Genomic DNA, 17,233 nt, shown 5'->3' on the forward strand with positions numbered 1-17,233 from the left:
TTTCTATACTGATTATAACTAAGCTTTTCTTTTATTAATTAAAAACACTCCAAGAAAAATTAATCCTGTTGCAAACAAATCTACTAATTTTAATTCTTCTCCTACAATAAAAAAACTAATTATTAAAGCTACTATTGGGGGAATATAAGTAATTGATGATGCTACTAATGCTCCAAATTTTTCAATTGAAAAATAATACATTATAAAAGCAATTCCTGTTCCAAAAATTCCCAAACCAAAAACCATTCCCATTGATGTATGTATATCTTGCCATACATTATTTATGCCATTAAAATCAACTAAAAAAATCATAATTATTAATGCAAAACTTAATTGATAAGTTGTTAATGCCGTTGAATTTATTTTCAACGGCATCAAAAATTTTTTTGCATAAATAAATGAAGCCCCAACACTTAAAGATCCAAGTATAATTGAGACAATACCTTCAAGGTTTAAATTTACTAAATCTTCATTAAAAATACCACTTATTAAAATTACTCCTAAAAAGCCTAAAAGCAGACCTATAAAAGCATTTTTTGTTATTTTCTCTTCTTTTAAAAAAAGTGCTGCTAATAAAAAAGAAAAAATAGGGATTGAAGCACTTAAAGCTCCAGCAACACCTGAAAGAAGTAAATATGATCCTTTTACAAAACCATAATAATAAACTACCGCTGCTAATAACGACATCACAAAAAAATGAATAGAATATTTTAAGTGCTTTAATTTTAAAGCTTTTTTATAAATTGCAAAAGCAAGTACTGGTATTAGACCAAACAAAATTCTATAAAAAGTTACTTGCATTGGATCAAGATAAGCTGCTGCCATTTTCATATAAATAAAGTTACTTCCCCAGATTGTACCTAGGAATAAAATAAAAAAAACAGAATATTTTTTCATGTTTTACTTTAATCTTTGAGAATGAGTTAAAGCAATTGCAATTGCATCTGTAATATCAAGTGGTTTAATCTCTTTTTTTATTCCAAGTAATCTTTTTACCATAAAAGCAACTTGTTCTTTTTGTGCTTTTCCATTACCTGTAACTGCTTGTTTTACTTGTAGGGGTGTATATTCTGCAAAGTGTCCAAACTCTTGTAAAACCTTTAAAGAGATTGCTCCTCTAAATTGAGCTAGTTTAATAACTGTTTTTGGATTAAAAGCATAAAACATATCTTCGATTGCAACTTCATTTAAATCGTACTTTCTAAAAATCATTTCAAGACCTTCACACATCTCTACAATCTGCTCTTGAAGTATTTTTGTTTTGATTTTTATAAGTCCTGCTTCAATAAGTTTTATATCTCTTCCTTTTTTTTCAATAATTGCATATCCACAATTTCTTGTTCCCGGATCTATTCCTAATATTTTCAAGTTTTTCACATTTCCTATAGTTTTAAGTATTCACATGGCAAATTGCCTTTATATTGGTACATTATATATAAATATTCACTTAAAAGAAAGGAATCTTTCACTTATTATTCAATTTTTTTTCACCTGTGAAAAACTTTTAATCTAATTTTAGTTATAATCTAAACAATTTATATATAAAGAGCGTTTTTTAATGACAAGCAAAGAGTTTTTATCGATAATTGAACAAGAAGCTAATCCTACAGATTTTAAAAAGTATTTAAAACAGCTTTCTTATAAAAAAATTTCTTCAGATGACAATATTGCCGTATTTGAAGTATCAAATAAATATATTGCTTCATGGATTAAAAGCAAATACAGTTCAATTATTCAACACTGTTTTGAAAAATATGATGGAACAAAACCAGATATTGAAATAAAAATTGCAGGTGAAAAAAAGAGTAAAAAAGAGATAATCTCTGAAAAAGCTAAAAATGAAACTGCAGAAAGTACTATCTTAAACCCATCATACACATTCGATTCTTTCGTAGTTGGAAGCTCAAACCAAATGGCATATAATGCTTCTTTAGCTGTTTCTGAAAAACCTGGAATTCAATATAATCCACTATTTATCTATGGTGGTACAGGACTTGGAAAAACTCACCTTTTACAAGCAATTGGTAATGATGCAATTGAAAAAGGTAAAACAGTAATTTACGTAACAATTGAACAGTTTATGAATGATTTTACATTCTCTATTAAAAATAAAAACATGGAACATTTTAGAGGTAAATATCGAAAATGCGATGTTTTACTAATAGATGATATTCAATTTTTATCTGGAAAAGAGCAAACTCAAGAAGAGTTTTTCCACACATTTAATGAACTTCATAATGCTAAAAAACAGATTGTTATGACTTCTGATAGACTACCTTCACAAATTGCAGGTTTAGTTGACAGATTAAAATCAAGATTCGAATGGGGATTAACAGCAGATATCCAAATTCCAGGGCTTGAAACAAAAATTGCAATTATAGAAAAGAAAAGTGAACTTAATGGAATTGCCTTAAGTAGAGAAATTATTAACTATATTGCAACAAACCTTGATAACTCAATTAGGGAAATCGAAGGAGTTCTTATTAGAATCAATGCAAGTGCTTCTTTACTTAATCAAGAGATTAATTTAGAACTTGCACAAAATCTATTAAAAGAGCAAATACAAGAAAAAAAGGATAATATCAAATTACCAGATATTATTTCACTTGTTGCAAATGAATTAAATATCAAACCAAGTGATATTAAATCTAAAAAAAGAACAGCAACTGTTGCAAATGCAAGAAGAGTTGTAATCTACCTAGCAAGGGAGCTTACACACAATTCTATGCCAGATATTGCTAAATTTTTAGGAATGAAAGATCACAGTTCAATTTCAAAAAATATTCAAAAAACAAATGAGTTAATTGAAACAGATGAAAACTTTAAATTAATTATTCAAAATTTAAAAAATAAAATCATAAATTAAGGAGTAGTAAAAAAAGTTTTAGAGCTAAGTGTGAAAAGATGTGAATTATTATCAAAATGTATTCACTCTATGAAAGTGCCATTTTCTAGAGTCAGCATTAATGTTTTCATCTTTTCACACTGTCTACTACTTCCACTACTTAATATAAATAAATAGGAGCTAATAAATGAAGTTCATAATTACGAAAAGTGTATTTGAGAATGTAATCTCATCAATGCAACCATTTTTAGAAAAAAAAGATGCAAGTTCAATTACTTCACATATCTATTTAGAAGTAAATGATACTAAATTAATATTAAAAGCTACAGACTATGAAATAGGATTAGAGTCTCAAATTGATTCAATAAGTGAATCAATATATGGTAAAGCTACAGTTAATGGATCTAATTTATTAGGTATTATTAAAAGATTAAAAGATGCAGATATAATAATTGAAACTGCTGATAATAATCTAATTATAAAACAAAATAAATCAACATTTAAACTTCCTATGTATGATGCTGATGAATATCCAAATCTAATATTAAATGATAATTTAAAAGATTTAAATATTTCTACAATCAATTTTATTAACTCTATTAGAAAAATTACTCCATCAATAGACAATAATAATCCTAAATTTGAATTAAATGGAGCATTAATAGATATTAAAAATTCTAGAATTAATTTTGTATCTACTGATACTAGAAGATTAGCTATTTCTTATTTAGAAAATATTTCAAATGGTGAAGGTCAGATAATTATTCCTAAAAAAGCAATTATTGAGATTCAAAAACTATTTTTAGATGATGCAAAAATTTCATATGATGAAAATAACTTAGTAGTAACAACATCTAATATGAAATTCTTTACTAAACTTATTAATGGAAAATTCCCAGACTATGAAAGAATTATTCCACAGAGTTTAAAACACAATTTATCTATTCCTAAAAATGTTTTAGTAGAATCAATCAAATTAGTTACATCATTATTTTCAAATATTAAAGTTACATTTAAACCAAACTCTATTGTATTTGAATCTTTAGATGAAGATACAGAATCAAAAACTCAAATCGATATTGAATTAAATATTGAGCAAGAATTCTATCTTGCAGTAAATGCAAAATATTTACTTGACTACTTAAGTCAAACAAATAATGAAAATGTAAAAATTGGATTTAATGAATCAAATTTACCATTTTATTTAGAAGATGAAAAATTCTATACAATTGTAATGCCAATCGTTTTAGAAAAATAATTTAAAGAAGGAAACCAATAATGAGTCAACAAGAGTATGGCGCTAGTAATATTAAAGTTTTAAAAGGCTTAGAGGCTGTTAGAAAAAGACCAGGTATGTATATTGGTGATACAAACATCAATGGACTTCACCATATGGTTTATGAAGTAGTTGATAACTCTATTGATGAAGCAATGGCTGGCTTCTGTAGAAACATCAAAGTTACTATGACTAAAGATCATTGGATTAGAGTTGAAGATGATGGTAGAGGTATTCCTACTGCAATTCATAAAGGTGAAGGAATTTCAGCTGCAACTGTTGTTTTAACAGTACTTCACGCAGGTGGTAAATTCGATAAAGATACATATAAAGTTTCTGGTGGTTTACACGGGGTTGGTGTATCTGTTGTAAATGCTTTATCTAAAGATCTAAAAATGACGATTTATAGAGAAGGTAAAATTCATTATCAAGAGTTTTCTTGTGGTATTCCAAAAGGACCTTTAGAAATTATTGGAGATAGTCCAAGAAAAACTGGTACAACAATTGAATTTTTAGCTGATGACTCTATTTTTGAAGTAAATACTTATGATTTTGCAACACTTTCTAAAAGATTTAGAGAAGTTGCTTATTTAAATCCATTTATTTCTATTACTTTAGAAGATGAAATTAAAAAAGTTAAAGAAGTTTACCATTTTGAAGGAGGTATCAGACAGTTTGTTAAAGATTTAAATAAAGAAACTCCTGTTTGTGATGCTGTATCTTTTTCTGAAAAAGTTGAAGATTTAGAAGTAGATATTGCCTTAATGTATAACACTACATATACAGAAAAAACAATCTCTTTTGTAAATAATATTAGAACAATTGATGGTGGTACTCATGAAGCTGGTTTTAAAGCTGGTCTTACAAGAGCAATTGTTAAATATGTAAATAATAATGCAAATGCAAGAGAAAAAGATACTAAAATTACTGGTGATGATGTAAGAGAAGGTTTAATCGCAATTGTTTCAGTAAAGGTTCCTGAACCACAATTTGAAGGTCAAACAAAAGGTAAATTAGGTTCTTCTTATGTAAAACCAATTTGTCAAAAACTTACAAATGAAAAACTAGATAAATACTTCGAAGAAAATCCAAATGAAGCTAAAGCTATCATGGAAAAAGCTTTAATGGCAGCACGTGGTAGAGAAGCAGCTAAAAAAGCTAGAGATTTAACTAGAAAAAAAGACGCTATGACAGTTGGAACACTTCCAGGAAAATTAGCTGAATGTCAAAGTAAAGATCCAGAAGTTAGAGAATTATATCTGGTGGAAGGGGATTCTGCTGGTGGTTCTGCTAAGCAAGGTAGAGATAGAGTTTATCAAGCAATTTTACCACTTAAAGGTAAAATTTTAAATGTTGAAAAATCAAGACTTGATAAAATTTTAAAATCTGATGAAATTAGAAACATGATTACTGCACTTGGTTGTGGTATCGGTGAAGATTTTGATGAAGAGAAAATTAGATATCACAAAGTTATTATTATGACAGATGCCGATGTTGATGGTTCTCACATTCAAACTCTATTATTAACATTCTTCTTTAGATTCTTAAGACCAATTGTTGATAAAGGATATTTATATATTGCTCAACCACCTTTATTTAGATATAAAAAAGGTAAACACGAAAGATATTTAAAAGATGATACTGCATTATCAAACTTCTTAATTGAAAATGGTGTAGAGAACTTTGATTTTGAAGGTTTAGGTAAAAAGGACCTTGAAGATCTATTTAAAACTGTATCTAGATATAGAGGAATGCTACTTCAATTAGAAAAAAGATACTCTTTAATTTCTGTATTAAAGCATTTAATCGAAAATTCAGAGTTAGTAAAATTAGATTATAATGCACTTTATGAGGTAGTTAAAAACTTCTTAGAAGATAAAGGTTACAACATACTTTCTAAGAATATTACAACAGAAAAAATCCAATTATTTGTTCAAACAAATGAAGGTTTAGAAGAGTTAGTAATTGATGATGAACTATTTGCATCTCCATATTTCTCAGAAGCTACATATATTTATAATAGATTAGTTGAAAGAGATATTTCTATGTTTAATGGAAGAGACTTAGTTGAAATCTTAGAAGAGATTGAAGGTCTTGCAAAAAAAGGTGCTTATATTCAAAGATATAAAGGTCTTGGTGAGATGAACCCAGAGCAATTATGGGAAACTACTATGACACCAGAAGATAGAAGACTTTTAAGAGTAACAATAGAAGATGCAGAAGTTGCTTCTGATACATTTACTTTATTTATGGGTGATGAAGTAGAACCTAGAAGAAACTATATTGAAGAACACGCAAAAGACGTAGAACACTTAGACGTATAAAAAGAGGGTTTTCACCCTCTTTTATTTCCCCTATTTATATTTTGTATTTGGAGTTTTAATGAGAAAAAAGAGCTTTTTATCATACGAAGCTAAACTTATCATTGCTATTGTAGCTATTTTGTTACTTGTATTTTTACCTATTCCTTTTTATGATAATTTTATTGAAATAAAAAGTAGTTTAGTTTTATATTATAAAGAAAATTTAGCTCAATATCCTATTTGGCTTCAAATATTACCTTTTGTTTTACCTGTTATTTTAATTATTGCTATAAAACTTATTAGAAAAAACAGATCAAAATATGTGGAAGATAATTTCTATAATATTAAATGGACTTGGGTTTGGCATAAAAATAATATAGCAAACTTACAATGCTTTTGTCCTACTTGTGGTGAAAGTTTATATTATGATGATACTACTTCTAAATTCACTTTACAAGTTAGTAAAATAGATTTTATTTGTGATAAGTGCCAGAAAGTTATGGGTTCAATTGCAAATGAAAACAATAAACTAAGCTCTTCGCAACTTGTAAAAAAAGAGATACAAAGATTAATATATAGAAAATTATCAGAAGATAAAAATCTTACAAAATGAAATAAAATCAATACTTAATAAAAAAAAACTCTATACTTATATAAATTTAAAAAAGGCATTAAATGAAAATTTGTGGTATAGAGTTAAAAGCTAATAATATTATTCTATCAGTTATTGAAAATAAACAGTTCCAAGATATAAAAACAAAAAAATTAACCCTTGAAGATGATGAAAAACAAGAAAATATAAGAAAATTTTGTAATGAATTTTTATTATTCTTGGAAGAAGAAAATATAGAAAAAATTGTTATCAAAAAAAGAGCAAAGAAAGGTAATTTTGCAGGTGGTGCAGTTACTTTTAAACTAGAAGGTTTAATTCAATTAAATCCCCTTTGTGAAGTTGAATTAATATCAGCTCAAGCAATCTCTTCTTTTGAAAAGAAAAATGAAATAGAATATCCAAGTTCATTAAAAAAATATCAAGAACAAGCATATTTATGTGCTTGTACTTATTTAAATAATCTATTTCAATAATTATATATATTATGATAGTATATTAATATCAAGTTTAAAGGCTTAGTATGGAAATATCAAATTATACATTTAATAATAATTTTCATAATAATCAATCAAATAAGAAAGAAGCTAACTCTGATATTTTAGATACTTCTTTTGAAAATGTTTTAGATGTTAATGAAGAATATGAAATGCCAGAAGAGTATAAAAAAGAATTAGATGAAAAAATGTCTAATAAAAAACTTTTAGATGGAGTAACTTATAATCCTTACACAGATAAATATACTTTAATTTTAGATGATTATGGGGTAGAAAAAAGAGATTTAGAACGTTATCATATAAGCATAAATGATAATGTAACAAAAATAGTAAGTGATAAACCAATTACTAAAGAGTATTTAGAAGAAAGATATCAAAAGATACAACATTTTTTTGATACTGAATATTATGACCTTAGAGATAAAGTAAATAAAGACAATAAAATCTTAGAAGAAATAGGAATAAATACTCCATCTTGGATTTCTCAAAGGGATAGTTGGGGAATAGTAAAGATTGATGGTGAATATTTAGAAATTGATGCAGATGAATTTAAAAAACATTATCAAATTTTTATAAACAAGCAAGCCTATGAAAATATACAAGAAGAACATGATTTAGGCACATATCATAAAGAATTAAATGGTAAAGAAGTTTCTTTTGAAAATGCAAAAGAGTTTGAATATTATGTAAATAATGATAACTGGAAAGGTGATCATATTAATTCTATGTATAGAAAAATATCATTAGCCGTGAATTTAGGTTTAATAGAAGAAGGAGATCAAAATCTCTTTTATAAGATGTACCAAACTGAAAAAGCATCTTATATATTTAAAGATATAGAAAATGAAATTTTTTCTCAAAGTATATTAAATAGTATTGGCTCAGATAATAGCACAGTATATGAAGTAATTTTTTATGAATATATTTTTGGTACAGAACCTGAATTTTTTCAAAATAAGTTAAATGAGTTTGTAAAAGAGTTAGAGAATAATCCTGAAAAATATCCAAGTTCTAATAGTGAATTTAAATTTGATGGAAATATTAATTTTGATAAAAATTCAAGTGAAGAGTACAAAAAATTTATAACTAATACATTAATTGATTTTATTCAAAAACAAAAAGAAGATTTTATAGATAAATACAATTATACCGATGAATCAGATGAAATACATTTTCTAATAGTAGCTTTTGATAAATTAATTGATAATATTAAAAATGAAAAAGAGAATATTTAAATCAAGAGAAAGGCTAGCATAGTTATTAAAATACTAGCCTTTAATTAAAGATTTTTATAATTTAATCTTTAAATAGTTGTACTATAGAACAAAAATCCTCTTCACCTTTTCCATCTTTTTTCATTTTTCCAAATAACTCTTTTGGAATAGCTGCTGAATATAAAGGTTGATTCATACTATAAGCTAAATCCTGTAAGGTATGTAAGTCTTTATAAATTGCATTATTTGAAAAGTGAGGAGAAAAGTCTTCTTCTAATAGTTTTTGAGTTTTTGCTTTTAAAACAAGTGATTGTCCACCACCTACTCCTAAGATTTCTAATAACTTATCCCTTGATATATCACAAGCGTCTCCTAAAGCAGTACATTCTGCAATTGTGGTCATAAATGACCCTAGGCATAGATTATTGATTAGTTTCATCTTAGAGGCCTTCCCTGGCTCTTTTAAATAGAATATTTCTTTACCAATTTTCTCTAATAATGCTTTGCATGATTCAAAAGTTTCTTTCTCACCAGATGTAACTATTGTAACTTGACCTTGTAAAGCAGGAGCTACACTACCAAAAATAGGAGATTCTAAATATTCTCCACCTTTTTCATCAATAACTTTATGGAAATTTAGTACTTGCTCAAAATGGTTTGTTGTCAAATCAATTATAGTCTTACCTTCTAAATCAGCTTCTAAAAGTCCCTCTTCCATATTAAAAATATTTTCTACTGCAGCTGATTCAAAAAGACACAAAATAACAATATCGCATTTTTGAATTAAATCTTTTGGTGATTTTGCTATTTTATATCCTAAATCTTCAACTTTTGCTCGAGTTCTATTATAAACAATAAGCTCTTCCTTCATGTCTGTTAGTCTTTTAGCAACAGCAGTTCCAAGATTTCCTAATCCTATAAATCCTATAGCCATGAAAACTCCTTTTTTAATGATTATAATAAAAAAAATTAAAAACTATCTATAATTATAAAGCTAGCTATAAATAAAAGAATTAAACCACAAATTTTTTCTATAAGGTTTGAATATTTTTCAAGAAATAGTTTACTTTTTTTACTTGTTACTAAATAGACTATAAAAATATCCCAAAGTAATACAGCTAAAAACATCCAAAGTGCATAAAAACTTTGTACAAATAAGGGAGTATCAGTATTTATAGAAATAGAAAACATTGTAAAATAAAAAATAGAATTTTTGGGATTTAAAATCGCAGAAAGGAATCCCATGGAAAAGTATTTGATTATATTTTTTTGTTTTTTACTTTTCTTTTCTTCTTTTTCAAAAAGCTCTCTCTTTTTTGTTTTTAAAAGCATAAAGGCAATATATATTAAGTATAAAGAACCTAGTAATTTTATAAGTAAAAATATATTTTCATTCTCTTTAATTAATGAAATACCTAAAAGTGCAAGTAATATATAAACTAAGTTTGCAAAAGCTATTCCAACTGAAGTTAAGATTCCAGATAGTTTTCCATATTTTGATGAATTTGATAGAATAATAAAAAAATCAACCCCAGGGCTTAAAAGTGCAACAAAATGTGCAAGAGCCAAAGTTATGAAACCACTTATATATGCTTCCATTTATCTCCTTTTTTTACAATTATAAAAAAAAGTAAAAAATGTGTCTTGTATAAAATTGAGTTAGATAAAGTTTTTTCTATATTGATTTGGAGTTGTAGCAACTATATTTAAGAAGTTTCTATGAAAATGACTTTGATCTGCAAAACCACATTCTAAAGCTGTATCTACTAAAGTCTCGCCTTTTTTTAAAAGTTCTTTGGAGTGATTAATTTTAATATTTATAAGATACTTATGGGGAGTCATATTTATATTTTGTTTAAATAGTCTAATTATGTAAAAAGGGTTTAGATTAAATTTTGTAGCTAACTCTTCTAAGGAGATATTTTCTTTAAAATGCTTTTTTAAATATTTACATATTTTTTCAAAGTTTTTATCTTCTAATTTTTCTTTTGTGTGAGGAATACTATTTTCAAATAATTTTGTAAAAAACTCTATTAATTCATTCTCTTTTTCTTGAACTGTAGCCTTTGAGAAAATAAACTCACAAAGAGTTTTGAATTCTTCATAAAAAGTATGGCTATTAATTAAAGCATTAGGATAGTTTTGAAAAGAATTTATTTTGTTAGAAATAGTTTTTTGTATTTCATAACACCAATTTTTATCTAAATAAAGCATGTAAAATTCGTGATTATCCTTTGATATAGCATTACAAGAGTGAATTTCTTCTGGATTTATTATTGCAATTAGATTTTCTTTAAAATTGTATTCTTTATTTCTATTTTTATAGATACTTTCACCTTTTATGTTTATACCCATAGAAAAACTATCATGAATATGCTCTTTATAGTGGTTACCTGTATTTGAATGTCTTAACTCTAAAAAAGGAAGTTTATTATCTATAAAAATATTTGTAAATTTGTCTTTTTTTTCTATCTTTTTGCCTTTTATTTAGTTGCTTATTTATATCTAAAAAATATTTAGAAAGAAATAGTCTGTTTTATATAATATTAATTTTTATTTTTTATTTTCTTTTAAAATTACCTTATTATAATTTTTATTATTACTATACAATATTTTAATGAATTCCTAAAAATTTAAAAAACTTTAAAAAAGTGACATAACTTAAAAAAACTTTAAAAATAAGAGTACTATAATTATTTATATTTTTTAAAAGGATTAGAAATGGGAGCACTTCAAAAACCAGTTGAAGAACAAATTGAGCTAGCAGTTAACTCTAATGATTTTAATATTTTATGGGAATTGCATAAATCTCCATACATGAATGTAAGAAGAGCAGTTGCTAGAAATAGTCACATTGACTCTAAAATTGCAGATAATTTAATAGCTGATCCTGTTTTAAATGTAAGTTATATGGCAAAAATGAGTTTAAAAGCAAGTACTGATAGAGAGTTTAAAACTACACTTACAAATTGTGTCACTTGCCAGAAATCTGAACTTGTAATTGATTGTTTAGAGTGTGAGCATAAACAAAGTAAAATGTTAAACTACTGATTTTTTTATTGTTAGATAAATTCCTAAAAGTATTAAAACAGTTGAAATTAGAAGTGTTGCAGTAATAGGTTCATTTAATAAAATTATACTTAAGAATATAGCCACAATAGGAACTATTAATTGTATTACACCTGCAGTTATTATTGAGATATTATTTAAAACTTTATACCAAATAACATAGCCTATTGCAGAGGTAATTGCTCCAGATAAAAAACTTAAAATAAGACCATCTATACTTATGTTTATATTAATTGGAAAAGTTATTAAATATATTAGTAAAAAAGGAATGGTTTTTAAGAAGTTTTCATTTGTATCTTTTAAAGCATTTTCTGATTTTTTACCTAAAATTGTATAAACTCCCCAACTTATTCCAGATAGTGTAATTAATATAAAACCTTCTATTGAAATGGTAAAGCCATCTCTTGGGTAGAATAAATATGCAAGTCCTAAAAGAGCAGTAAGTATTCCTAAGGCTTGTTTTAAATAGATTTTTTCTTTATTTATTATTGCATAAAAAGTTATTGTCAATTGAACAAAAGCAAAAAGAATTAACGTTCCAAGCCCTGCATCAAGTTTTATATATGCATAGGAAAAAGTAATAGCATATAAAAAAAGAAAAAAAGCACTTCCCCAGTTTTTATTTATACTTAGGCTTATGCTTCTTTCTTTTAATGAAACAATAAAAAAAAGTGTAAGTGAAGCAAAAACAAGTCTTAAAAAAGTAAAAGAATAAGCATCTGCATAATGATTTACAATGGCAAGTTTACATAAAATAGAGTTTGAGGCTAAAAAAACTAAGGCAATGATATTTAATAAAATTAAACTAGAATTTTTGCTTAAATCTTTATACATGACTAATACTTAAATGTTGGGTTATTCTTAAAAAATAGTTCAGTTGTATTATTTTCTTCACCTCTTTTTTTAAGTAAAGATTTTGTTATTCTAAAACCATGATTTAGTGCAGTTGCAATAGAACCACCAGTATTAAAAGCTACATCTCCTGCAACATACATACAAGAAACATTTGTTTCATTGTATTCATCATAAATAGGTTTACCTTCTTCATCCATTTCAATACCTGCTTTTTTCAAAAAATCAACAGGGGCAGTTCCTCCAATAGCATAAATCACTCTATCATAAATAGTGTGGTAACCATCATTGAAGTTTACTTTTACTCTACCATCATCATTCTCTATTGATTCAATATCAGTATTTAGTCTAAGTCTTAATTTCTCTTGACCATCATATTTAAATAAGGTCTCTTCATTCTCTGGATTTAACCTTGTAAACTTTTCTTTTCTATAAACTAAAGTTACTGTATTTTCTTCTTCTGATAAACTACAAGCATACTCTACAGCAGAGTTTCCACCACCAACTACAAGTATTTTTTCATTTTTACTGCATTTATCTAGATTGAAATTAATATACTCTTTTAGAGAAAAGGGAATTTTATATTCAGGTTTATTTGGTTTTCCCATTTTACCAATAGTTACTACAACACATTTTGCTATAAAAACTTTTGTTGAAGTTTGTATAGTAAAGGTGTTAGTTGTTTCATCTTTTGTTATGTCTTCTACTTCTGTATTAAATGCAGTATCAATTTTATCTTCATCTAGTAGTTGATTAAAAAAGTCCAAGGTTGTTTCTTTTGTGCCATCCATAAAAGGAATGCTTCCTTCTATTTCAACAACTTGACCTTTCCAATTTCTATCAACTCTTTTATTTTTTTTGTAAAATCTTCTTATGGTACTTGAATGATTATCTGCTTTATCCAAAAGTAAAATATTTTCTATGCCATGAACTACAGCTTCTACCGCTGTACCTATTCCACCTGGACCACCACCTACAATAGCTACTTCATATATTTTTCCCATAAGTAAACCTTTGATGTGAAATAAATAATATATATATTAACATAACTTATACTATTAATACATAGTTTTGATATCTTTTATATAAAAAAATTTGTAAGTATAGTTTGGATAAAATATCTTTTAACATAAAAAAATCAAAAGGTATATTTAATGAAATATGGTGAAAAAGAGATTGTAGAATTTGATATCAACAAAGAAGAGCATTATTGGCCAAATAAAAATAAAAAAAATTACATTATTGATATTGAGCTTCCAGAGTTTATGGCAAAATGTCCAAGAAGTGGATATCCTGATTTTGCAACAATCAAACTTCAATACACACCAAATGAAAAAGTAATTGAGTTAAAAGCATTAAAACTTTATATTAACTCTTTTATGTTTAGAGAAGTGTCTCATGAAAACTCTGCAAATGAGATTTTTGATACACTATATGAAAAGTTACAACCAAGATGGATGAAAGTAATTGCAGATTTTAAACCAAGAGGTAATGTTCACACTGTTATTGAAATTGATAGTGACAAAATGTAAGGATAAATTCTTTGGAGAGATTAGTTACAACAGCACAAGCTGCACAAATACTTGGACTATCCCTTCAAGGAGTTCATTATAGAATTAAGAAAAATCAACTTAAATCTATAAAAAAGTCTGGTAAAACATATGTATATATTAATGAGTATATTCAAGACCAGGCTTCTAAAGAAGAACCACATGTAGAATTGAAAGAAGAAACTTTCAATGGCTATAAAGAAGTAATAAAAGTAAAAGATGAGCAAATTGATCTTTTAAAGAAGTCAATTAAATGGATGAAAAAACAATACTCATCTGAAATATATAGATTAGAAAAAAATCAAAAAAGAATTATTACTGTATTTAACAGAGAAATAGAGCTTTTACAAAGTGCTTTCAATGAAATGCGTTCTATTTATAAACAACCACAAATTCAAACAGTTCAAGCAAAAGAAGATATAGAAGAAGAGAAAGAAAAATTTATTTCTTTGCAAGAGTTTACTCTATATTTAAAAAAACATAATAAAGATCAAAAAGATATAAAACTAATTATCTTAAAAGCTATCCAAGAAAAAGATTCAAGATTTATCTATAATAGAAAAGAGAAAAAATTGTTAATTTTAAATGAAGATTTCTCAGATTTAATTTAAAAAAGTCATACTTTCACAAAATATAGAAAAATGTAATAAAAAATTTAATATTCCCTTTACAATTAAGTATATAATTAATTACAATAGATGAAAGAGTAATAAAGGGGATTTATGACTATTAAAAATAAAATCATTGGAGCTTTTTCAGTACTTATAGTTATTTCACTGATTAGTAGCTTTCTTATATCTTATAATATAAAAGATATAAAACAAAATGTTTATCAGTTAAGTAATAAAGACTTTGCAGGAGTTACATTTTTACTTGAAGCAGATAGGGATTCTTATCAATCAAATTTATCACTTTTAAAAATGATGAACACAAGCGATAAAAAGGAAATAGAAAAGCTCATTAAAGATGGAGTCTTAAATAACCTTTCGCAAGTAAAACAAAGATTTGAAAAGTTTAAGAAACTACTTTTTAATGATATGACAAATGAAAAGTCAAAATTTGAAGAGTTTGATACTTATTTTTCTGAAACATCTTCAAAGACAAATAAAGTTATATCATTAGTAAATGAAGATAAACAAGAAGAAGCAAAAGCTTTATACTTTAATAGTTATTTAGTTTCATATGAAAATATGAGAGATACTATGGATTATTTTACTGAAGCAACATATAAAGTAGTAAAAGTAAATCAAGATGATACTACTGATATCATAGAATCATCAATTAGTTTATTTATTTTTATTGCTATTTTAACTATTGTTGTAACTATCTTCTTTACATATATTCTTGGTAATAATATTAATCGTTCTATTAGTAACTTTCAAAATGGACTTTTAGATTTTTTCAATTATTTAAATGGAGAAACACAAGATGTTCAACAATTAGATGAAGCTTCAAAAGATGAAATAGCAAAAATGGCTAAAGTTGTTAATGAAAATATTAGCAAAACTAAGAGGCTAATTGACCAAGATGAAAAGCTTATTCATGAAGTTAAAGAAAAAGTAGAAAAGGTAAAAGAAGGAAATATCAAACAAATAATTACAAGTTCAACTGAAAATAAAAGTTTAGAAGAATTAAAAGTAATTTTTAATGAGATGCTTGAAATTATTGCTGAAAATGTTTGTGATGATTTAAATAAAATAGAAAAAGCTTTAGATAGCTATAGTAAACTTAACTTTACACATAAAATAGAAAACACAAAGGGAAGAACAGCTATTGGTATTAATTCTTTATGTGAAACTATTACAAAAATATTAGTAGCCAATAAAACAAATGGTTTAACACTGCAAGATAGTGCAAATCATCTTTTACAAAATGTAGATGTGCTAAATAACTCTTCAAATGAAGCAGCAGCTTCACTAGAAGAAACAGCAGCAGCACTAGAAGAGATAACATCTACAATTGCAGCAAATAGCAAAAGTATTGATCAAATGAGTTTATATGCAAATAAAGTTACAGATGCAGCTAAAAATGGTGAAAAATTAGCATCGCAAACAACAGAAGCTATGGATGACTTAAATGAGAAAGTAACAGCTATTAATGATGCAATATCTGTTATTGATCAAATTGCATTCCAAACAAATATTTTATCACTTAATGCTGCTGTTGAAGCAGCAACGGCAGGTGAAGCAGGAAAAGGATTTGCAGTAGTTGCAGGAGAAGTAAGAAACCTAGCTAGTAGAAGTGCAGAAGCAGCAAAAGAGATAAAATCTTTAGTAGAAAACGCTACACAAAAGTCAGGTGATGGAAAACAAATTGCAGGGAATATGATTGAAGGATATACTCAATTAAATGAAAATATTCAAAATACTCTTGGATTAATTAAAAATGTTGCAGAATCTTCAAAAGAGCAAAAAACAGGTATTGAACAAATTTCAATTGCTGTTAATCAATTAGACCAACAAACACAACAAAATGCTTCTGTATCAAGTATAGTTAAAGATATTGCAAATCAAACTAAAAGTATTGCAGATTCAATTGTAGAAGAAACAAATAAAAAAGAGTTTGATGGGAAAGAACAAGCAAAAGCAAAAAAATTAAGTCAAACTGATTTTAAAACAGAAGAAAAACCAAAACCAAATAAACAACTTCCAAGCACAGAAGAAGTAAAAACGACACCTACAAAAAATGATAATAGTAAAGTTATTCAAGCTAATAATAGTAATGATAATGATGAATGGGAAAGTTTTTAGATAAAAAAGAAGTACTGTGAAATAAATCATAGTACTCTTCTCCAGGTACCCAAACACACCAAAGAAAGAGGTGCCTTGCTATGTTCCCATCCTGGGGCATTGTCTCTTAAAATGATTGTAAGGGGCTAAAGAAGAGCATCAAAAGTACCTAAATACTCTTTGTGCTCTGCTTTTAAGACTGCAATTATATCTTTACAAAACTTAAAACTTGTGTAAATATTTAAGTTACTAAGAAACTTTCTAGGAGTATAATTCCGCTTTTAATAA

At 26.3% G+C, this 17,233-nt stretch carries 17 protein-coding genes and 1 other RNA gene; 10 read left to right on the plus strand and 8 right to left on the minus strand.

What is annotated here, in order from left to right; translation table 11 throughout:
* Positions 1-18: 18 nt before the first annotated feature.
* Both CRV01_RS00460 and ruvC read right to left on the minus strand, forming a co-directional pair.
* Positions 19-897, minus strand: coding sequence for a DMT family transporter (locus CRV01_RS00460; RefSeq protein WP_129005978.1), 879 nt, complete (start codon positions 895-897; stop codon positions 19-21).
* A 3-nt stretch (positions 898-900) separates the two neighbouring features.
* Positions 901-1,368 carry a crossover junction endodeoxyribonuclease RuvC gene (ruvC, locus tag CRV01_RS00465; RefSeq protein WP_129005980.1) on the minus strand — a complete coding sequence of 156 codons (468 nt, stop codon included), beginning with the start codon at positions 1,366-1,368 and terminating at the stop codon, positions 901-903.
* 190 nt (positions 1,369-1,558) lie between these two features.
* On the opposite strand from ruvC, the gene dnaA reads away from it, so the two are divergent.
* The 6 genes from dnaA to CRV01_RS00495 all read left to right on the plus strand — a co-directional run bounded on the left by dnaA (position 1,559) and on the right by CRV01_RS00495 (position 8,766).
* On the plus strand, positions 1,559-2,866 hold the full coding sequence (gene dnaA / locus CRV01_RS00470; RefSeq protein WP_129005982.1) for a chromosomal replication initiator protein DnaA: 1,308 nt from the start codon (positions 1,559-1,561) through the stop codon (positions 2,864-2,866).
* Between the two features lie 166 nt (positions 2,867-3,032).
* Complete coding sequence (gene dnaN, locus CRV01_RS00475; protein ID WP_129005984.1) at positions 3,033-4,103, plus strand: DNA polymerase III subunit beta; 1,071 nt, start codon at positions 3,033-3,035, stop codon at positions 4,101-4,103.
* 20 nt (positions 4,104-4,123) lie between these two features.
* Positions 4,124-6,445: a DNA topoisomerase (ATP-hydrolyzing) subunit B gene (gene gyrB / locus CRV01_RS00480; RefSeq protein WP_129005986.1), complete on the plus strand. Its 2,322-nt coding sequence runs from the start codon at positions 4,124-4,126 to the stop codon at positions 6,443-6,445.
* A gap of 58 nt (positions 6,446-6,503) precedes the next feature.
* Positions 6,504-7,037 (plus strand): hypothetical protein, encoded by a 534-nt coding sequence (locus CRV01_RS00485; protein WP_129005988.1) that lies wholly within the window; start codon positions 6,504-6,506, stop codon positions 7,035-7,037.
* A 62-nt stretch (positions 7,038-7,099) separates the two neighbouring features.
* Positions 7,100-7,510, plus strand: coding sequence for a DUF3010 family protein (locus CRV01_RS00490; protein WP_129005990.1), 411 nt, complete (start codon positions 7,100-7,102; stop codon positions 7,508-7,510).
* Positions 7,511-7,557: 47 nt separating this feature from the next.
* Positions 7,558-8,766, plus strand: a complete 1,209-nt coding sequence (locus CRV01_RS00495; protein WP_129005992.1) for a hypothetical protein — start codon at positions 7,558-7,560, stop codon at positions 8,764-8,766.
* 61 nt (positions 8,767-8,827) lie between these two features.
* Here the strand turns inward: CRV01_RS00495 and CRV01_RS00500 are convergent, their stop codons facing one another.
* Genes CRV01_RS00500 through CRV01_RS00510 form a run of 3 tightly spaced genes read right to left on the minus strand, consistent with a single transcriptional unit; the run spans position 8,828 to position 11,232 of the window.
* Positions 8,828-9,679: an NAD(P)-dependent oxidoreductase gene (locus tag CRV01_RS00500; protein ID WP_129005994.1), complete on the minus strand. Its 852-nt coding sequence runs from the start codon at positions 9,677-9,679 to the stop codon at positions 8,828-8,830.
* A 35-nt stretch (positions 9,680-9,714) separates the two neighbouring features.
* Positions 9,715-10,344, minus strand: a complete 630-nt coding sequence (locus CRV01_RS00505) for a LysE family translocator (RefSeq protein ID WP_129005996.1) — start codon at positions 10,342-10,344, stop codon at positions 9,715-9,717.
* 60 nt (positions 10,345-10,404) lie between these two features.
* Entirely contained in the window at positions 10,405-11,232 is an 828-nt protein-coding gene (locus CRV01_RS00510; protein WP_309109201.1) for an AraC family transcriptional regulator, read from the minus strand.
* Between the two features lie 234 nt (positions 11,233-11,466).
* On the opposite strand from CRV01_RS00510, the gene CRV01_RS00515 reads away from it, so the two are divergent.
* Entirely contained in the window at positions 11,467-11,796 is a 330-nt protein-coding gene (locus CRV01_RS00515) for a hypothetical protein (RefSeq protein ID WP_129006000.1), read from the plus strand.
* Here the strand turns inward: CRV01_RS00515 and CRV01_RS00520 are convergent.
* A complete protein-coding gene (locus CRV01_RS00520) occupies positions 11,785-12,648 on the minus strand; it encodes a DMT family transporter (protein WP_129006002.1) in 864 nt (287 codons plus the stop codon). The two genes, CRV01_RS00515 and CRV01_RS00520, sit on opposite strands and share 12 nt — an antisense overlap.
* A 2-nt stretch (positions 12,649-12,650) precedes the next feature.
* Positions 12,651-13,670, minus strand: a complete 1,020-nt coding sequence (locus tag CRV01_RS00525) for an NAD(P)-binding domain-containing protein (RefSeq protein ID WP_129006005.1) — start codon at positions 13,668-13,670, stop codon at positions 12,651-12,653.
* 150 nt (positions 13,671-13,820) lie between these two features.
* On the opposite strand from CRV01_RS00525, the gene queF reads away from it, so the two are divergent.
* The 3 genes from queF to CRV01_RS00540 all read left to right on the plus strand — a co-directional run bounded on the left by queF (position 13,821) and on the right by CRV01_RS00540 (position 16,966).
* Entirely contained in the window at positions 13,821-14,198 is a 378-nt protein-coding gene (gene queF, locus CRV01_RS00530; RefSeq protein WP_129006007.1) for a preQ(1) synthase, read from the plus strand.
* 11 nt (positions 14,199-14,209) lie between these two features.
* Entirely contained in the window at positions 14,210-14,827 is a 618-nt protein-coding gene (locus tag CRV01_RS00535) for a helix-turn-helix domain-containing protein (protein WP_129006009.1), read from the plus strand.
* A 111-nt stretch (positions 14,828-14,938) separates the two neighbouring features.
* Positions 14,939-16,966: a methyl-accepting chemotaxis protein gene (locus CRV01_RS00540; RefSeq protein ID WP_129006011.1), complete on the plus strand. Its 2,028-nt coding sequence runs from the start codon at positions 14,939-14,941 to the stop codon at positions 16,964-16,966.
* A 35-nt stretch (positions 16,967-17,001) separates the two neighbouring features.
* Here CRV01_RS00540 and ffs read toward each other — a convergent pair.
* Positions 17,002-17,098: signal recognition particle sRNA small type (ffs, locus tag CRV01_RS00545), an RNA gene on the minus strand.
* Positions 17,099-17,233: the final 135 nt, after the last annotated feature.

It is taken from the genome of Arcobacter sp. CECT 8983 (genome assembly GCF_004118855.1).
GTDB lineage: Bacteria > Campylobacterota > Campylobacteria > Campylobacterales > Arcobacteraceae > Halarcobacter.

Coding starts and splice junctions, on each gene's coding strand:
- dnaN (WP_129005984.1), top strand. CDS start 3,033: ATGAAGTTCATAATTACGAAAAGTGTATTTGAGAATGTAATCTCATCA.
- CRV01_RS00515 (WP_129006000.1), top strand. CDS start 11,467: ATGGGAGCACTTCAAAAACCAGTTGAAGAACAAATTGAGCTAGCAGTT.
- CRV01_RS00525 (WP_129006005.1), bottom strand. CDS start 13,670: ATGGGAAAAATATATGAAGTAGCTATTGTAGGTGGTGGTCCAGGTGGA.
- CRV01_RS00520 (WP_129006002.1), bottom strand. CDS start 12,648: ATGTATAAAGATTTAAGCAAAAATTCTAGTTTAATTTTATTAAATATC.
- queF (WP_129006007.1), top strand. CDS start 13,821: ATGAAATATGGTGAAAAAGAGATTGTAGAATTTGATATCAACAAAGAA.
- CRV01_RS00540 (WP_129006011.1), top strand. CDS start 14,939: ATGACTATTAAAAATAAAATCATTGGAGCTTTTTCAGTACTTATAGTT.
- gyrB (WP_129005986.1), top strand. CDS start 4,124: ATGAGTCAACAAGAGTATGGCGCTAGTAATATTAAAGTTTTAAAAGGC.
- CRV01_RS00500 (WP_129005994.1), bottom strand. CDS start 9,679: ATGGCTATAGGATTTATAGGATTAGGAAATCTTGGAACTGCTGTTGCT.
- CRV01_RS00505 (WP_129005996.1), bottom strand. CDS start 10,344: ATGGAAGCATATATAAGTGGTTTCATAACTTTGGCTCTTGCACATTTT.
- CRV01_RS00495 (WP_129005992.1), top strand. CDS start 7,558: ATGGAAATATCAAATTATACATTTAATAATAATTTTCATAATAATCAA.
- dnaA (WP_129005982.1), top strand. CDS start 1,559: ATGACAAGCAAAGAGTTTTTATCGATAATTGAACAAGAAGCTAATCCT.
- CRV01_RS00490 (WP_129005990.1), top strand. CDS start 7,100: ATGAAAATTTGTGGTATAGAGTTAAAAGCTAATAATATTATTCTATCA.
- CRV01_RS00460 (WP_129005978.1), bottom strand. CDS start 897: ATGAAAAAATATTCTGTTTTTTTTATTTTATTCCTAGGTACAATCTGG.
- CRV01_RS00485 (WP_129005988.1), top strand. CDS start 6,504: ATGAGAAAAAAGAGCTTTTTATCATACGAAGCTAAACTTATCATTGCT.